The sequence below is a fragment of the Lysinibacillus sp. NPDC097279 genome (genome assembly GCF_044761745.1).
Taxonomy (GTDB): Bacteria; Bacillota; Bacilli; order Bacillales_A; family Planococcaceae; genus Lysinibacillus.
On the sequence record NZ_JBIWDA010000004.1, the window covers coordinates 227139 to 243675 of the forward strand.

21 protein-coding genes and 1 other RNA gene are annotated in these 16537 nt (G+C 38.9%); 2 read left to right on the plus strand and 20 right to left on the minus strand.

What is annotated here, in order from left to right; translation table 11 throughout:
• Positions 1-34: 34 nt before the first annotated feature.
• From ACIQ1H_RS17025 to ACIQ1H_RS17085, 13 genes are all read right to left on the minus strand, one after another.
• Positions 35-2191, minus strand: coding sequence for a phage tail protein (locus ACIQ1H_RS17025; RefSeq protein WP_402890319.1), 2157 nt, complete (start codon positions 2189-2191; stop codon positions 35-37).
• 53 nt (positions 2192-2244) lie between these two features.
• Complete coding sequence (locus tag ACIQ1H_RS17030; RefSeq protein WP_402890321.1) at positions 2245-2580, minus strand: hypothetical protein; 336 nt, start codon at positions 2578-2580, stop codon at positions 2245-2247.
• A gap of 117 nt (positions 2581-2697) precedes the next feature.
• Positions 2698-3000, minus strand: a complete 303-nt coding sequence (locus tag ACIQ1H_RS17035) for a hypothetical protein (RefSeq protein ID WP_402890322.1) — start codon at positions 2998-3000, stop codon at positions 2698-2700.
• Positions 3001-3077: 77 nt separating this feature from the next.
• Complete coding sequence (locus ACIQ1H_RS17040; RefSeq protein WP_402890323.1) at positions 3078-3389, minus strand: hypothetical protein; 312 nt, start codon at positions 3387-3389, stop codon at positions 3078-3080.
• Between the two features lie 50 nt (positions 3390-3439).
• Complete coding sequence (locus ACIQ1H_RS17045; RefSeq protein ID WP_402890324.1) at positions 3440-4189, minus strand: hypothetical protein; 750 nt, start codon at positions 4187-4189, stop codon at positions 3440-3442.
• A 19-nt stretch (positions 4190-4208) separates the two neighbouring features.
• The gene (locus ACIQ1H_RS17050) at positions 4209-4424 is read right to left on the minus strand and encodes a hypothetical protein (RefSeq protein WP_402890326.1); all 216 of its coding nucleotides are present in this window, start codon (positions 4422-4424) and stop codon (positions 4209-4211) included.
• 173 nt (positions 4425-4597) lie between these two features.
• The gene (locus tag ACIQ1H_RS17055) at positions 4598-4750 is read right to left on the minus strand and encodes a hypothetical protein (protein WP_402890328.1); all 153 of its coding nucleotides are present in this window, start codon (positions 4748-4750) and stop codon (positions 4598-4600) included.
• Positions 4740-5033, minus strand: coding sequence for a hypothetical protein (locus ACIQ1H_RS17060; RefSeq protein WP_402890329.1), 294 nt, complete (start codon positions 5031-5033; stop codon positions 4740-4742). The genes ACIQ1H_RS17055 and ACIQ1H_RS17060 overlap by 11 nt, the downstream gene beginning before the upstream one ends.
• 250 nt (positions 5034-5283) lie before the next feature.
• The gene (locus ACIQ1H_RS17065) at positions 5284-5502 is read right to left on the minus strand and encodes a helix-turn-helix domain-containing protein (protein ID WP_216485988.1); all 219 of its coding nucleotides are present in this window, start codon (positions 5500-5502) and stop codon (positions 5284-5286) included.
• 104 nt (positions 5503-5606) lie between these two features.
• Entirely contained in the window at positions 5607-6347 is a 741-nt protein-coding gene (locus ACIQ1H_RS17070) for a hypothetical protein (RefSeq protein WP_402890331.1), read from the minus strand.
• A 45-nt stretch (positions 6348-6392) separates the two neighbouring features.
• Positions 6393-7610 (minus strand): hypothetical protein, encoded by a 1218-nt coding sequence (locus ACIQ1H_RS17075; protein ID WP_402890333.1) that lies wholly within the window; start codon positions 7608-7610, stop codon positions 6393-6395.
• Between the two features lie 289 nt (positions 7611-7899).
• A complete protein-coding gene (locus tag ACIQ1H_RS17080; RefSeq protein ID WP_402890335.1) occupies positions 7900-8094 on the minus strand; it encodes a hypothetical protein in 195 nt (64 codons plus the stop codon).
• A 184-nt stretch (positions 8095-8278) separates the two neighbouring features.
• Positions 8279-8623 (minus strand): DUF3102 domain-containing protein, encoded by a 345-nt coding sequence (locus ACIQ1H_RS17085; RefSeq protein WP_402890337.1) that lies wholly within the window; start codon positions 8621-8623, stop codon positions 8279-8281.
• A gap of 266 nt (positions 8624-8889) precedes the next feature.
• Here ACIQ1H_RS17085 and ACIQ1H_RS17090 point away from each other — a divergent pair, with 266 nt between their 5' ends.
• Positions 8890-9318, plus strand: coding sequence for a hypothetical protein (locus ACIQ1H_RS17090; protein ID WP_402890339.1), 429 nt, complete (start codon positions 8890-8892; stop codon positions 9316-9318).
• Positions 9319-9722: 404 nt separating this feature from the next.
• On the opposite strand, the gene ACIQ1H_RS17095 is transcribed toward ACIQ1H_RS17090, so the two are convergent.
• Positions 9723-9971, minus strand: coding sequence for a hypothetical protein (locus tag ACIQ1H_RS17095; protein ID WP_402890340.1), 249 nt, complete (start codon positions 9969-9971; stop codon positions 9723-9725).
• 112 nt (positions 9972-10083) lie between these two features.
• Between ACIQ1H_RS17095 and ACIQ1H_RS17100 the strand changes: the two genes are divergently transcribed.
• Positions 10084-10326 (plus strand): helix-turn-helix domain-containing protein, encoded by a 243-nt coding sequence (locus tag ACIQ1H_RS17100; RefSeq protein ID WP_340822553.1) that lies wholly within the window; start codon positions 10084-10086, stop codon positions 10324-10326.
• Between the two features lie 22 nt (positions 10327-10348).
• Here ACIQ1H_RS17100 and ACIQ1H_RS17105 read toward each other — a convergent pair whose 3' ends face one another.
• From ACIQ1H_RS17105 to ACIQ1H_RS17130, 6 genes are all read right to left on the minus strand, one after another.
• Complete coding sequence (locus ACIQ1H_RS17105; protein WP_402890342.1) at positions 10349-10948, minus strand: hypothetical protein; 600 nt, start codon at positions 10946-10948, stop codon at positions 10349-10351.
• 305 nt (positions 10949-11253) lie between these two features.
• Entirely contained in the window at positions 11254-12018 is a 765-nt protein-coding gene (locus ACIQ1H_RS17110) for a hypothetical protein (protein ID WP_340822550.1), read from the minus strand.
• Between the two features lie 739 nt (positions 12019-12757).
• Positions 12758-13732: a tyrosine-type recombinase/integrase gene (locus ACIQ1H_RS17115; protein ID WP_402890344.1), complete on the minus strand. Its 975-nt coding sequence runs from the start codon at positions 13730-13732 to the stop codon at positions 12758-12760.
• A gap of 130 nt (positions 13733-13862) precedes the next feature.
• Positions 13863-14218, minus strand: a transfer-messenger RNA (tmRNA) gene (gene ssrA / locus ACIQ1H_RS17120).
• A 226-nt stretch (positions 14219-14444) separates the two neighbouring features.
• On the minus strand, positions 14445-15809 hold the full coding sequence (locus tag ACIQ1H_RS17125; RefSeq protein ID WP_402890346.1) for an anti-sigma factor family protein: 1365 nt from the start codon (positions 15807-15809) through the stop codon (positions 14445-14447).
• The gene (locus ACIQ1H_RS17130) at positions 15790-16329 is read right to left on the minus strand and encodes an RNA polymerase sigma factor (RefSeq protein ID WP_402890347.1); all 540 of its coding nucleotides are present in this window, start codon (positions 16327-16329) and stop codon (positions 15790-15792) included. Before ACIQ1H_RS17130 ends, ACIQ1H_RS17125 begins: the two co-directional genes overlap by 20 nt.
• Positions 16330-16537: the final 208 nt, after the last annotated feature.

The following is a 16537-nucleotide window of genomic DNA, read 5'->3' on the forward strand; positions in this document are numbered from 1 at the left end:
CTGCGCCTTATTAGCGAATGCCTGCCAGTTTATCCTAACTTACTTGTGCTCTTTGTCTCTCGATTAATTTCGCTAGACTATAAGCAATCTTCTCGATGTCCGCATCTTCTCGCACTGTAAAGTTGTTGCCAGTAATTACGACGCCGCCACCGTTACCAGAACGACCTTCATCGTAGGCCTTCGCTTCTTGTGCTGTAAGAACTTTTTCGTTTTTATGCAATCTCGCAGAATAGCCGTCATAAGGCACCGAATCCAATCCGCTATAATGCGATTTCTTACCGCCTTTGTCTCCGCCAATCATATTTCCTACGAATGAAACGGTAGAATTAATTCCCTCAGATAACCAATCGGGCATCTTAACGGAACTAATAAATCCGACGAAATCCTTAATGTTATCGTATACAGCCGAAATCCATCCGCTCAATTTTTCGAACCATCCCTGTACGCCAGATAACGCATCAGAGAATATGTCGAACGCATTTTTAACGCCAGTTAAGATAAACTCGACTAATGGCGCTAATACGTTATCCCACAGCCATTTAATTACTTTAGACAGCAATTCGAATCCTTGTGCAATAGCGTTAATAATCGGCTGTGCAATTGTCCACAATGTCGAGAATAGTTGCGCAACAAACGAAAGCGCTGGAGCAATGACGTTGTTAAATACGAGCACCGCAATATCTCCGAGAATTTGTAGCAGGTTCCACAGTCCGCTTAAATACGGTTGAATGACCGTCCAAAGGTTCGAAATTATACTAGAAATCGTCGTCCACACTTGCGTAAAAGCGCCTTTTAGTCGCCCAAACACCGAGGAGAATTGCGTCACTTTTTCGGTAACATACGCTTTTACTTCCTCGAATTTCGCTTTAACCTTGGCGAACGATCCAGCTCCGAATATTTCGTCGAATAGTCCGCCGACTCCGCCTGTTTTAAACGCCGACATTAAGTCGGAGATTTTCGCCTGTATGCCGCCCACGACTGCGTTCACCTTTTTAGCGATGTCGGGAGGGAAAATAGCGTCGATTAATCCGCTAGTGCCCCCCGTTTTAAATGCGCCAACTAACGATTTGACCTTCCCTATGATACCGCCAATAATGCCTCGGAACGTTTCGCTATTATCGTAGAGCGCCTTTACTCCGACTGCTGCGGCCGCAATTCCTGCAGCTATTAAACCGACTGGATTCGCAAGTGCTGATATTGTCCCTACTACAGCTAACGCAGCTACAAATGTGCCGATTGCTCCTGCTGCGTAAGCTATTGGTTTGCGCCATTTCATGAACGCGTCGTACAGTGTGATCGCTTTATCTGTTGCTTTTCCTAAAAAATCACCCAATTTATCGCTGATGCTTTTTACATCTAATTTATCAATTGAATCATTTATACGTTTTAAAAAGTCGCCTAGTTTTGTATTTGATTTATCACCCGCGTCACGGAATAAAGTACCGACTCGTTCCTTAAGGCTATTCCATCTACCAATTGTAGTCGAACCCATTGCCTCAACGGTTTTTTGTGTTATGTTCATCTTATTTAACGCTTTATCTATTCCCGCCAGTTGCTCCTCGAATGAACCACCTTTAACATCGTTTAAAATGTTTTTATCGAGGTTAAATACATCACGTAAGGAAATCGTATCTCCAGATGCAAGTTCGCGAAGCCCCCTCACAGCATCATCGATTGATTTCGTCGGATCACTGGCAATAAGACGCTCAACAAGTTTCCAAGATTTTTCAAGTTGTCCCATATCTTTAGTTAAAGTTAGTAGACCTTTAGATCCAGCAAACATCTCTCCAGAGTTGAGTAACGGGCTATCAATCGCAATTTTATCGACCATCTTCATATACTGCTTAGTTGCACCATTGTCCTGGAATGCTGCTTGAATAATCGCTTTACTTTGCTCGAATTGAGCAGCTTGTCCGATTGTAGCATTCAGTAATTTCGCAGCTCCATTCGCACCTATATATGCGCTGGCCAACCCAACGAGTGTGCTTTGAAGCCCTCCGAACGAAGCACTCAATCCATTTGAACTAACATTTAATCGGCTGACTCTCGTAGCGAATCCGCTCATACGATTTGACGTGTTAGATACAGCGCCGCCTAGTCTATTTACGGCTGTTTGTGAACGCGCCATACTTTCGCCTGTAGTTCGACTTGTACGATTCATACGGTCCATCATTTGCGTTAATCGACGCATACGGGACGACCCTTGATCTCTCATTCTGAAAACTGCCGTTAGATTAATAGCCATTAGATGCTATCAACTCTCTTTGCTACAATTTCAGCCAATCGGTCGGCTTGCTGACTTGCCATAATGTATCGTTTACGTGCTCCCTTATTACCGTTAGCATAATCAATAGCCGCATTCAACGCCTCTAATCGCTTCTTAGCGTGATTTGCTTGTATTCGACCACTCATTGCGATAGCTAATAGTGGTACTTTTAAATCATTAGCTTGCTTAACCTTAAATTGCGGCACTTTACCGTGTAATCGCTCTACTTCAACTACAACCGTAGCTGCAGCAAGTATTACTTCATTATCGTCAAGTAATTGCGTTATTTCTTGCTTACGTTTAACTAGTTTCATTTCTCCATCCCCTTCCGTTTTTGAAAAAAGAAAAGCACAACGTCCATTAAAACGTCATGCCTTTTTGCATTCTATTTAAAATAATAAAAACCGCAGCTCAATCGATTATGAGTGCGGTCAAGAAATATAGGAATCTGCAATTTTTATATCAAGAGACATTATAATTTCGGGATATTTTTTTGATACCCTTTTGAGGCAATCTGCGTAAGCTCTACTTTGGAAAATGTGTGCCAAGTCGTCAAATACAGATGATATCCAATTAGCTTCTTCTTCTGTACAGGAATCTAAAAAACTAATTGTGTCATTTTCGTCATTAAACTCTAAAATCAATTGTTCCCAATATTTATAGATTGTAGGATCATTAATATGCAAAACTTTCATTTTCTCAATAATATCTGTTACATTTTGTCCGTTAATCATCTTTACCACCTCTCCTTATGTGAAATATAACATACAAAAGTCGCAACGTTGATTAAAAACGTCATGCCTTGCGTTATTTAATTTGCATTTACTGGCTTGATACTTTGCGATGTAATTGCTGGCGCATGACTTTCTTTAGGCTTAGCGTTTTCCTCTGCAATAAGCACTTGTTGTCGCTCGAATGCGTCTTTTAATGCGAAGTAGCGCTCAACGTAGTAAACTCCCGCGTAGTTTGCCTTATCGAATAATATCGCTAGATTGTGCGCATCGACTCGAATATCGGAAATATTGATTGTTGAGGCATCGTAGCCTTCGGGTAGCTTTTCTTTTAGGTGTGAATCTCCTTTAATAAAAGGCGTTCCATCTTCTCGATAGTAAGTTTTCAACATAATTAATCGTCTCCATTCGTTTTTTTAGTAAAATAAAAAGCAAACGAATATTACTCCGCCTGCTCCTGCGCTTGCATTTCTTCTAGAACTTTTTCCGGTTCATTAATTCTGTCTGCCAGCTTCGAACCAATAATCGCAGCAAATGCTAGGTGTGGTGCTGTACCTGTTAAATAGAATTGTGGGTTATCTGCGTTAGCAAAGAAACCCAGTGCTTCTGCTGCCTTCGTACGCTCTGGCGTAGTTGCTTTCGCCTCAACTCGCTTCAATGTATCGGCAAGAGCCTGGCGATTTTGTGGAGTAGCTTCTATGCCTAAGACTGTACTAGCTAGTGATGGAAACTTTTCTTTAATCTGTTCAGCAAAATAAGGAATATCACCGTGTTTTCCGATGAACGCATCCAACGCTTGAATGGAACTTTTCGCACTTGTCCCTAACATTACCGCCATTTGTAGCGAATCTAATTCTTGTTCAAATAGCTTTACTTGCATATCGTCAGTAGGTTTTTCATGTGGCGTGGTCTGAATAACATGCGCTAATTTCTGCGCCTCTTGCGCCGTCTTTTTATATTCCGCCCTCATTTCAGCCAAAACTTCCATAAGTCGCTTGCTGTACGTCTTTGTTAAGGCTTGCTGTTTGCGGAATTTGCCATCCGGTGAAAGGTCGCGATCATATCTGATTTTTTCTACATCGGCGTAATATTCTCTTTTGAACTCTAACGCTAGTGTAGTAGGATTCTTACGCGCTTGCTCGTAGCCTTTTTCAATTAGTTGATCTAAGATATCAATATTAGTTTTTTTCATTATTAATTCCCCCATGTTTTTAAAATTTATTTACTGCGTTAAAACCATTTTCTTTTAGATACGCATTAATTTCGGCAATTATTTGTCTCTCGGTTGCGTCCATCCCTTCGTATTCAAATGGGACATGGAATGTTTTAATAATTTCGCCACCTGGTACAATTCCGATTTTGTAGGTATATTCCAAGAACCCGTAATCGTTGATAGGTCGCTCATATTTATACACTACAACGTCCATCTAATCACCGCCTTTTAATAGTTGTTGAATTACGTAATTAGCTGCTTCTGATTGCGCAAAATATCGGGCATCGAGTGTGGCCACATCTTCCGGCAAGAATATCCGATGCTGCCGTTCTCCTTCGTCGATGTAAACGCAATGTTCTCCGTTGTCGTTACTGTAGTAAATCTGCATTAATGGAACACCTCACCGTTGATGAATTTTGGACGCGATGGTCGTTCCCCAATGATTCGAATACCATTCTTGTTAAACTGTTTCTTAACACTTCTAGGCTTCGCTCGTTTACCTTCGCCTCGATAATTCGATGTGTATTTTTTACGCTCCATATAGTTTTCTCTCCTCGCATTCTTCTTTAAAGCCTTGTCTCCAGGCTTGGATTTCTTGTTCGTTAGGCTCTCGTTTTAAGAAACGACTAGCAAATTTACTTACAAAGGCATGCCATAACTCGTCTGTAAATTGTTCGCTTGATTGATAGAAGTCATAAACGTGCATGCGTCCTTTTGATGCGTTGCAGCTACGACAACAAACAACAACGTTTTGGTCAATATTGTGCCCAAGATAAACATGATCGACCGTGGCTTCTGACGATTCACATATGCCTCGCGTCATTTCTACATCACAATAAGCGCAATTTGTAGCGTTTAATACTTCTTGTATAGTCACGTCAGTATAGTGATTAGCCGCGTTATGGCGATACTCATGTTTTCGGATGCGCTCGCGTAAGTAATCACCACTTTCGTATCGGGCTTTGCTGCGACATGATTTACACCGAGCCTGGCGTCCTTGTGGCGCAGTTGCCTGGCGAGTAAATTCGGTTAAGGGCTTAGTTTCTTTGCAAATACGACATTTACGCATCATCTCACACCATCTCCATTTTCAATTCAATTAAAAAACGCTCAAACTCGATTGTTCGTGGGAACTCGCGAGTGAGCGCTACTTTTAGCCGTGTCGACGGATGTTTTCTTTTATTTTCTACTTCCGAAATTAGTGCTTGCGTATAGCCAAGCCGAGCCGCAATTTCCTTTTGTGTCAGCCCGTGAAAAAGCCTAGTAAATCGTAGGTACTCTGAAAAGTCCATATTATCAATCCTTTCGTTTTTTATATGTTTTTATAACTAATGTGTAAATAAAATAGCCGACTTTTCCGTATCGGCTTCCTCATATATAGCCGAGTTGGTCGTACCTAAATTTTATACCTGCCTAGTGCCGCCATTTGAGCACGAACACGTTCTTGTTGTAACTTTTTAGCGCCATATCGCGCAAGTAATTCCAACTCGATTCCCTCTCGACTTTGTTTTATTACAGTTACTTTTCCATAACCTACATTCCCACTTAACTTAACGTGAATATTACGAGGTACATTGTATCCGTCATAATCAATTTGTTCCGCAGTTTTACGCTTACCGCCAATTTCTGCCTTACGTTTTTGTTGAGCTACATATTGTTCGAAGTCGTCTCCGAATGAATATACTTTTCGTTTGCGATCGTATTCAAACATGTGCCAATCAGAGCTCCAAAATGGATACTCTAACGGTTCTCCCTTATAAGTCGACGCATAATGTAAATCTAACCACGACAGTCGACGCACCTTACCAACCTTACGCACTTCACGTCTCCAGGCTTTTAATACAATATCTTTTCCACTGGAGCACTCTATACTACATGTTACCGACATATTGTTTTTAGTCTTATCTCTGTAATAATACCCGCAATGAGCACAACGTCGTACTTTTGTGTCGTCAACACCATCAAAATGTCCATCAATTAATGCAGAAGCGATTTGTAAAGCGTCGTGATACTCTACATCTACCGGAAAATATTGACGAGCTAGTTCTACTGCTCCTTCTCCCGGTTCAACTTTTAAGAATGTGTGTTTTAGTACGTCACCTTTTTTAATCTTTACACTTGTATTTGTCGTTGTCATATCCATATCCCCTTTGAAGAAAAATTTTTATGAAGAATGTTGCAATTAAATCTCGTTGCTTGCCCATTTATCGAGTAATTCTCGCATACGTTCCGATGGGATATACGCGTGAATTGGTTTGCCATTTCTAATCCGCGAGCGCCATAACCACTGAACAAGCTCACTCAACGCATATAAATCTTCGTCTACCTTAACTCCGTTGTCCTGGAAGAAGGACATTTTATCCTTGTTCATAAACCGATTAATTAAATATGCAACTGCTCGGCGATTAGCATACTCGTTTGTTGCCCGAGCATTGTGAGGAATAAAACAATTTTTCACGCTAAAACCTCGAGGCGCTAAAAAAGGCTCTACTTCTTTTAATGTCGATATATACACGTCAGCAGCTTTAGCATTTTCAGCGTAATGTTTGAAGAAGTTAGCAGTGTTCTTTTTTATTTGTTCGAGAGTATCAGCGTCATATTTTTTTAACTTCGCCTGGCTTAACGCAAACTTACCTTTACCAACAGCATTTAGTTTTTCGTTATCCACCACGTTAATTAATTTTCGCAATTGGACCCGTCCTTCTGCTCGAACATCGTAGTCGCATAATTCGTATTTATCTCCGTTCTTTTGAACACTCTTAAACTCGTACTCTAGTCCGAACATATCGAAGTAGTATCGTTGCATTTGACATTTAAAGAGATACGTTAAGACAATCACTTTAGGAAACGCTTTGAATACGGCTGGTGGAAATGTCCAAACCATAAATGAGCCTCGGAATAAATACAGATTTCCCGCTTGTGCTAGTTCCCGAATATCTTTATATCGACTGTTGTCATCAGGATCACCCGTCCACTCTACGCTCATAGTATCCTCATTAATTAAGATGTCACCGTTTGATTGGAGTCGTCTAATATCTGCAGATTTAATCGGTACACTTTCTACAATATCCATAACTTCATCGAGAATAAGCGTATAACCGGACTGCTCCAATAACTCGATAAGCTCGTCGTCCGCCTTTGCAAATAACGCATGTGTACTCACAATATTGCGGTTATTTGCGACTAATCGCTTTAAATCCTCGAGTTTAGATGTGCCGTTGTATATTGTCGGTTCAACGAAACAATGTTCCGTTACACTAGTTTTAATCCGCTCAACTTCCGATAAAAAAGGTGTAATGAAGATGAAACTATCCAGCGGGCTTGCCTCATTCATGTGCTGTATTGCGTATTGTGTTTTTCCTTTGCCCATAATTGCGTCCACTACTAAAATTTCTGTCATATTCGTTCCCCCTATTTTTCAAATTAGTACGGTTAATATTCTACGATTCCGTAGAAAAAAATCATAGAATCGTTGATATACCAGGGTTTATAGCGTATTGCCCTTAAATAAATAGAGGCATATTACCTTCGCTATGCAAGACAGCGACAGCTGGCTTAAGTGTTTTGATTACTTTTAAAATCGGTATTAATGGATATAAATGATGAAAACCTTTGCGTCGGCTAAGCCTCCGCAGCCATCAATCTATTTACTGATTACGTTATAAACAAACTATAGATATTGATACGGATTAACGAATCTGTTGCAATCGTTTACTTTTCGCGAGAATCTCATTAATTAATTGTAATCGTTCAAACACAAAGACCAATTTACCCAGCCTATGACGGCTCGGCTCCGTTTTAATTAAGACTTGTCCTGCGTCCATAATTGATTGCGCTACTTGTCGAGAATGAATTACGATAAATTTTCCGTTTACTACTTGCAAAGTTGCCCAACTCCCTGTATAATGACATTATAAATTGATATTTGATAATATAGGTTTATTCTGCTCGAAAACAGACATACCAACTTTTATTATATCGGTCACTGCTTGCAAATGTAAAGCAGTTTTTTGCATTTTTTTTAAACTTTTTCCCTCTACTTCCGTTCAGCCTTACTCCCTCTAAGCGTTAATCCACTTTTATTCGTATCAACCTATCGTCAAATGGTTCCACGTGGGCTTCGGGCATGGTGGCGATTAAATAGAGCGCCTTTAGTCCGAAATTTGTGTACGTACCCAATTTTGATCCGCCTACTTCGTCGAAAACTTTAATGAATCGGCTGGCATCTGTCGGATGTATCCCGATTGATTCCGCCCAATTACCGAATTCACCATGCGCCAAGTCGTTTTCTTTAACATGCTTCAACCGTTTACCAATCTCGAAAATAGCTTCGCCAGCTACTCGTTGATAAGCGTTAATTTCTGCTGTTATTACATTTATATCAGTAGATAGCATGGATAATTCGTTTCCCATTTCTGATAATTCTCCTTTCGTTTTAGGCGTTTTAACCTTCTTATGATAAATACGTCGACTTGCGAATTAAAACTGTTTATAGCCACGTTTATAAAGGCGAAATGAAGGTAACATACTTTCCTATTTTCTATATCAGAAGATGTGAAGAATATATTTAGTGGAATAATCCACCTGTTTCCTCGGCATGAAAAAAACGATAAGATATGTGTGGTAAACTTAAAAGTTGCTACTATAAAACACTCAACAATTACATAGGAAGTGAACAATTGTATTATTTGGTACTCATATTAGGATTTTTATTTGTTATCTTGGCAGTTATATTATTTATTTTTATGTATGTCGAGGAAGCATTTGGAATTATAAATGTAGTTAAGACTGTTTCTGCATTTATATTTGGTGTTTTTATGTTAGTGGTTACCCTACCAAGTCTAAAATATTTTATTCAAAAAGATTATGATGTTATTAGTGGGGATTGTACGATTGAAGTTTCTTCTTCCGGGCGCTCTGCAGAAGCAACTTTTAACATGATAGATACTGATGAACAATATTACTTTAACCATGTCCCTGAGCTAGACGCTTATGGTAAGTCAATCCCTTACTATTGTAAGGTTACAGTGACAAAGGACCATATGTTTGAAATTGGCTACAAAATTTATGATGCTAAATCACGAAAATTAATATTAAAATATGACTAGAGACGAATGAAACCGCCTCTAGTTTTTTAGTCTATGCAGCAACAAAGACCGTTTTTCATCTATTTAATACGCGTCAACCTAGTGTGATGAACGTCCGCCAAAACGTTCGGTTTTCCTTCTTTCTCAATCGCCCGTCGCCAATCTGCAACTATGCTGTATATTCTCGAACGTCAGCAAACGCTCATGATGTATGTAAACGTGTCAGAAATCCGTCCAATCACGTTTCAAGTCGCCTTCACCGTAATGTTAGTCATGCGCCACTCATGCTAACTGGTGGAAATAATGCGCCGCAATACGCTCCTAAAGGTATAAATACGGTAAATTACGTCATTTTTAACGTATAGACTACTAAACAATCGCTTTTTCAATTGGCTATACCGTTATTTGACGCACAATTTAACGTATTACGAAGCTAAACGATCAACTTGCGCTAGGACCATAAGTAGATGCTCCGCTGTGTAGTCGTTCAAGTCGGCAAGAATAGAAGCCAATTCCTCTGTATATTTGAGGTTTATATCTGCGTCATTTATCATAAGCGTTGCTTCGCCTTCTTCTTCGCAGACGATTAGCTGCACCCCATCCATTAATTGCGTTGTTACCATTGTGACTACATAATCCTCGTCGAGTAAAATACGTTGGCTAGATTGATTCATTCGTAAAACCTCCCGATATTCTAATTTACGGTACGCTTTTGAGTACCACTTCTGTTATCATTATATGGTACGCTAATGCGTAACGTCAAGTGTAATTTAGGAGGAATTTTGTATGACTAAGCAAGTTGTTATAAAAATCGATTATTTAATAGAAAAGTACGAGGTTAAATCATTAAGGAAATTGGCGGAGATGTGCGATATAAGACACGCAGCACTAAGCGAATTAAATAATGGCAAGAGAAGAAATATTAACTTTGGGCATATTGAGAGGATCGCCGAAACTTTGGGGATTGATGATATTACCGAGATAATTGATTTTATAGAGGTAGATGACAAAAAAGACGACGGCCAATAACGGCTATCGTCTTTCTTCCCACTTAACATGCGTTCTTCATTTCAATCATTTTTCCATTACATGCTAACTTCTGCTTAGGTAGTTTACCAGTTAGGAAAGTGTCCTTATAGATGCACAAACAATTTTCCATTTCCCTTGGTGTAAGAATTTGAAATTCCACTGGAAACTCATGCATATACAGATACTTTCGTCCCCTCACTGCTTTACGCCCTAACAGATTTATTGCACCGGTTCTCGTTCCCCTGTGAAGATATACCTTAGTTGGATGGAGTCCAAAAGCATATCCAATCCGCTCAGCAGTATCATACACCGTCAAATCCCCAATGCCTTTTATGCCTTTTATTCTAATAAGTTTCATAAGTTCTTCAAAATCCTTTAAGGTAGGTATTTGATGGTAAATGCTCAGCAAATGTTTTTCCAGATTACCCTTAGCCTCTAGTGTAATTCTTTTCTGATGGCACTGCGTTTTTTTATCAGGACCAATTGCCCAGCCAACTAAGCGGCAGATTTCTATGGGATCCTTCCAAAACTGTGCATAAAACAATAGTACATTAATTTGAGACTTTGAAAATTTTTTTCTTAGAAAATCATTAACTACCAGTTTACTTATAGACATATTCATATTCCATTTCCCCCATTCAATTCATAATTCTTCACATATCTCATGGATATGTTAAATTTCTTAAATGTATGCATTTTTATAAAGCCGAGTCATATCATATTAGTTTGTAAACTGTTTTTTTTGAAAAAAAATTGGTTTCCCCCTTTCTGTATGTATTTTACTTTAACGAAAAAAATTTTTTAAATAGAACTTCATGTAAATTGAAAAATATTTGATCTTACTGAGTTAATCGATATTCTAGAAGTAGACGAAGAAAAAGCGCATGCCGACTAATTGGCTGCGCTAATAACTGAAAAAGTAATATGTTATTCACTTTCCGAGCCTGCTGCTATTTCTAAATTACCTGGAGGTAATAATTGATCCAATGCTTCTTGAGAAACAATATCTTTAACTTCATCTGGGAGCAATTCTCTAGAAAAGCCGGCCACTCGTCTGGTCATATCTGGATTGCGTTTAATCCATTTAAAAAGTCTTACAGAAAACGAAAGGAACCAATTTTTTTTATTTAATATATCTAAATGTTTTCTTAATGTATTAATTTCAGAATAAAGCTGATCTAAATTTTGTTTTTGTATATCTTTATTTTCGTCTTTTTCAAGAATTTCATTCTTCAGCAATTCTTCTAGTTCATTTAACTTATATCCTAGATTTTCCCCTTCTTCTTTTGTGAAAAATTGATCGCCTTCTTCTCCCATAGAATGAATTTTTTCTTGCAAGGACTTTAATATTTCATCATGCTCGTTTACTTTTCTTGCAATAGGTGTCTTTGTCATTTCATTATATATATTATTTAACCACTCTCGGATATTAATTAAGAAGTCGTATTTTTTTAAATAATCTTTTCGAACTGTAAATGTAACAGCTCCAGGATTAAACTCTACTTTAAACCTTTCTTCATCTTTATATATGTTTCCTTTAAATTTGTATTGTGGTAAATAAATATATTGAATATTTAACTCTACAAAATCTGTGTAATTTTTCGATTCAATACTAAAATCTTCAATTAAAAAATTTTTCCTATTTAATTCATTTTCAATTTCTTGAAGAAACGTTGTTGTCAAATTATACATAGATTATTTTCACTCCTAAAAGATGCTCTTCATAAATCTATTTCGACAAAAGCACAAAAAATTCCTTCTAAAATCAAAATATACAAAATAAACTAATTAACATTAGATAGATTTATTGAATTTTGAATAATGAGTGAGTTGACAACAGCACCTATTTTCAGCAGAATAGCTGCTCGATCCGGGAAATCGGCGCAGAGAGGTTACCTATTATCGCTAAATTCGTAGAAATACGTGAATAGCAACAATAAGTAACAACCGCATATTTCAGCGTCATAGTGACGTCCTGGGTGGCTCGTATGCTCCTGTTAGATTGGGATATTTCTATCCTTATGTACTCGTCTAATTATCGTCCTAGACGTGCGGTAGTCCTTAATTGAGCGTATTTGTACGCTGATTGTCCGCTTGTACATGCTTACCCTAGCCGTAACTAGCCGATAATCCATGCCGCGCCCTTATTGGTGGCGCTCACCTATTCATCGCAACCGTAACAGGAAACGGCTTGACCTGCGATATATCCGATTTTTTGCAACGGTTCGGCAACCTTTCCAGGTTATTTTAACGACGAATTATGGGCAACCTCGTCGCTACTGCTAAAAAAGGATGCACTTAATAGAAGTTGCACCATCGAAAAAATTTCGATATAATGAACCCTAAGAAACGCTATTGCTGCCAGGCAATTTTTAGCGTAGATATTAAGTTAGAAGTCGTTAGTGCGTCAACACTAGCGGCTTTTTTCTGTTTATAAATAATCACGCAAAGACTCTGCGACAAATTCCTTCTCTAAATCGAGGTAGACGGTTGTTGTCTCCAAACTTTTGTGTCCGAGAGCTTTCGATATTAAAGCGACATTAGCGCCTTGATTTAATAAGTTAGTCGCAAATGCTCGTCTTAACGCGTGAGCATTGACGTTCTTTAAGCCGAACTCTCTTGCATATTTCGTTAATGACTTTGAAATTGCGTTACTGGACGACTGGCTATTATTAATGCCTTGTCCATTTGCGGATAAGAAAACGTAAGTATTACGCGTATTGTATTTACGGCGAATCTGCTTGTTTTTCTCGATTAATACTTTCAACATTTCCGCCAACTGATCGTCTATCGGCAGCTTTAACGTGTCGCGATTTTTAAGGACCGCACCGTCCATATCAATGGTATTCTTAACAAAGTCCATATGACGTTCACGCAATTCACCAATCGTTGTTATTCGCAGACCTGTCTTATACATAAGCAAAATCGCAACTGAATCACGGAAACCAACGTAAGTGCCACGGTCAATAAGCGATAGTAATACTTCAACGTCGCTCTCTTTTGATGCACCTTTAACCGTCTTATCAACTTTAATTTGAATCTTCGACCAAAAACGAATCTCAATCCAACGGTTATCGAAGAAACGATTAAGAATCGCCTTCAACGATTTCAAGCGAACTAGCTTCGTTGCATTTGATACGTCGATTTCGTTCAAGTAATCGTAAATCATATTCGCATCAATATCTTCGACGTATCGAACGCTTGTTACCTTGATAAATTCGTTCCACGCAAACTCATAGCTTTCGATTGTTCGCGGCCTGTTACCGCTGATTTCCATTTGACGAAATACCGTCTTTAGCGCCTGTTGTACCGTTAATGAATCGCGCCTATCCTCTACACGCTTAAAATCAATATCGAATGTTTCATCGACTGCAAACGCGCCATGTTTTCTTGTACGTTTAACCACGCAAAAAAACCTCCTAATCCGTTAAGATTAGAAGGTCGATTGTTGTCCGCTTGACTGTACGATTGTACAGCGTCAGACGCTATGTACGCCATTTGAACGTTGATATAACGCTACAAATAACGGTTTTTAAGTATGGAGACGGCGGGAGTCGAACCCGCGTCCAAAGACTCCAATACTTCAGCTTCTACGCGTGTAGTTTGTCCATTCGCAATTCGCGTAGCATTATGCCGACAAACAGGCGTCCTGTACGCTAACCTGGAAATCTCTTGCCGGTGACTCAGGTGGCACCATCGACCGTATCCCACTAAAGTTGGGCCCCACGTTCTCTACATGGGCGATAGAGAGGCAGAGCGCTTACGAGCTTACGCTGCGAAAGCTAAGTTTTGTTGTTTGCCAGTTATTATATAACTTCCGTTGATGACGGAGCCGAGACCTCCGACGCGCGACCAAAGCTTGAACCATCCCTGTCGAATCCGTAACGTCCCCTTGAATATGATGCGAAGCTTATTGCCTCGATCAAACAAAGAGCTAGAATTGCTTCTAGTACGGTTGAAGAGTAGTACTACGCTTCAATACATGCTGGCATTAACAATACTTATTATAAAACAAACCTAGCTGTACTTCAAGTATAGTGCCTTATTTACAGATTTATAGTTCTATATCAACTCCAAAAAAGCATAGTAAAAACACCTTTTGAAAAGGTGTTTTTAGGTTAGCGTATATCTACACGAATCGGTTCATCAAAGTAAACATATTTTAATTCCGTTTGACCGTAAAGGATAAACGAATCTAATTGAATCCCCTCATCGAATGTGATGGTTGTATACTTTTTTTCTTTATCTTCTCGGAATTGGGCTGTATCCCATGCTGTTTTATTATTCACTGTAATATGCCAGTCGCTAATTGTCGTTGTCTTTGCGTCTGATGAAATTACAAGACGTTGATCGGATAAGAGCTTTACTTCATATTCTGTATTTTTATAAGTAAAGGTGTACGGTAATTGGTCCACTGTTAGCGGGTGTCGGACATTCGTTGGCAACTCATACTTGGCACCAGTAACAGCTATATAGCCACCTTCTTGTACGCTTGGATAGGCACTAATCGTTTCAGTATGCGCGTAGCGATCATTTTGAATATTGATGTTATCTTCAGGAACCGAGCGTTGTAATTTTTGCCCATCAGCGTCAATAACATCATAAAGTATTTGTACATTATAGCCTGCATAAGCTTCCTTTTCCTTTAGCGGTAAATCAGCTGTAAATTTATCTACTTGTTGCTCTACGAATGTTGCCATCTCCTCCGTAAATTTTGTTTCAAATTTGAAGATAGAGTTCTGTGGTCCATGTTGTGCACGGATAAAGTTTACGTCAACGCCTTCTTTTTCAAATGTGGAATGTAGTGTAACAGTCTCTGTTTGGGCTAACAATTCCTTGCGATCAATCGGTACTTCTAGTGTCCACTGACCTTCCTCGTCATATATGTGTTGATAATTAAAAAGCAACTTAAATTCATCATACGTCACATTAAATAAAGGGAACTCATAGGTAATTTCATTCGCTGATTGATTAGCAGCGTAACTTGCTACTTCTCTTTTCCCGTTTGGTAACACGAGTGCAACATCACCCTTTGTTGATTCATTGAAGAACAATTCCTTTCCATTATAGCCAGATGTAGCTAACGTTACTGTTATGAAAGCGTCTGTCAGCTTAACATCTTTTACTTTTATCGTAATAGGCGTAGAACTAGTTACAGGCTCCTGTTTCACAGTTGAAATTACTAGAAATAATAATGCGGCTGTGACGAATGCGGCTGCTATAAAAGTTGCCCGCCAGTCGCGCTTTTTTGTAAGAGAAGTTTTTTTCTTTGGTAATTGATCCATCACTTGATCTGTAAATGAAGCATCCACATGCACTGCAGGAAACAGGGAGCTTATGAGCTGTTCTGTTTCTAGTTGTTCATCTAATAATGCAGAGCAGGTTGCACATGATTGAATATGCTTGTCCATTTGCATCATTTTGTTATCGTCTATTCGCCCGTCGATAAAATCGTGCATTTCTTCAATTGATAAGCAGTTCATTATTAATCTCCCCCTTCAACATAGCGTTTCTTAGCCGCTTCTTTGTTCTATGCAGTCGGTTTCGTACTTCCGATATTGAAATATTGAGTGTCTCAGCGATTTCTTCGTAAGAGCAATTACTGGCATACTTCAGAACGAAAACTTGGTACGTTTTGTGTTCTAATGTTTTAAGCCATTGCTGAAGCAACTCGTTCTGTTCTTTTTCAATCATTAATGATTCAGGTGTTTCTAATGAGGGCGTTTCCTCAATTGGTGTCGGATCTTCCTTATGCTTCCTTTTATAATCAATCAGTTGATTAATCGCGATACGAAAAAGCCATGCCTTAAAAGATCCACCTTTAAAATGAACTAAGTTTTCATAGCATTTGATAAATGATTCTTGCGCAATATCTTTCGCCAATTCCTCGTCATTCGTTTGATATGTTAAATAGCTGACAAGTGGCTGCTTATATGTATCAACAATGATGCGAAATGCTTGTTGATCCCCGGCTATGATTTTTTGTATCAGCTGCTCATCCATGAGACCCACCTCCTTACATTAAAAACGTAAAATCTTTAAAAAAATCTCACCTACATCAAAACATTCTTATTATTGCACAAGAAAATAACAGAAGATGGAAAAACGTGAAGTTTTTCCATCTCGTTCCGCGGGATTCTCCCCTCATTTCGTGGAATTGACCTCCTGCTCCGCGGAATTCTCTCCTCATTTCGTGGATTCTCCCCTGCTT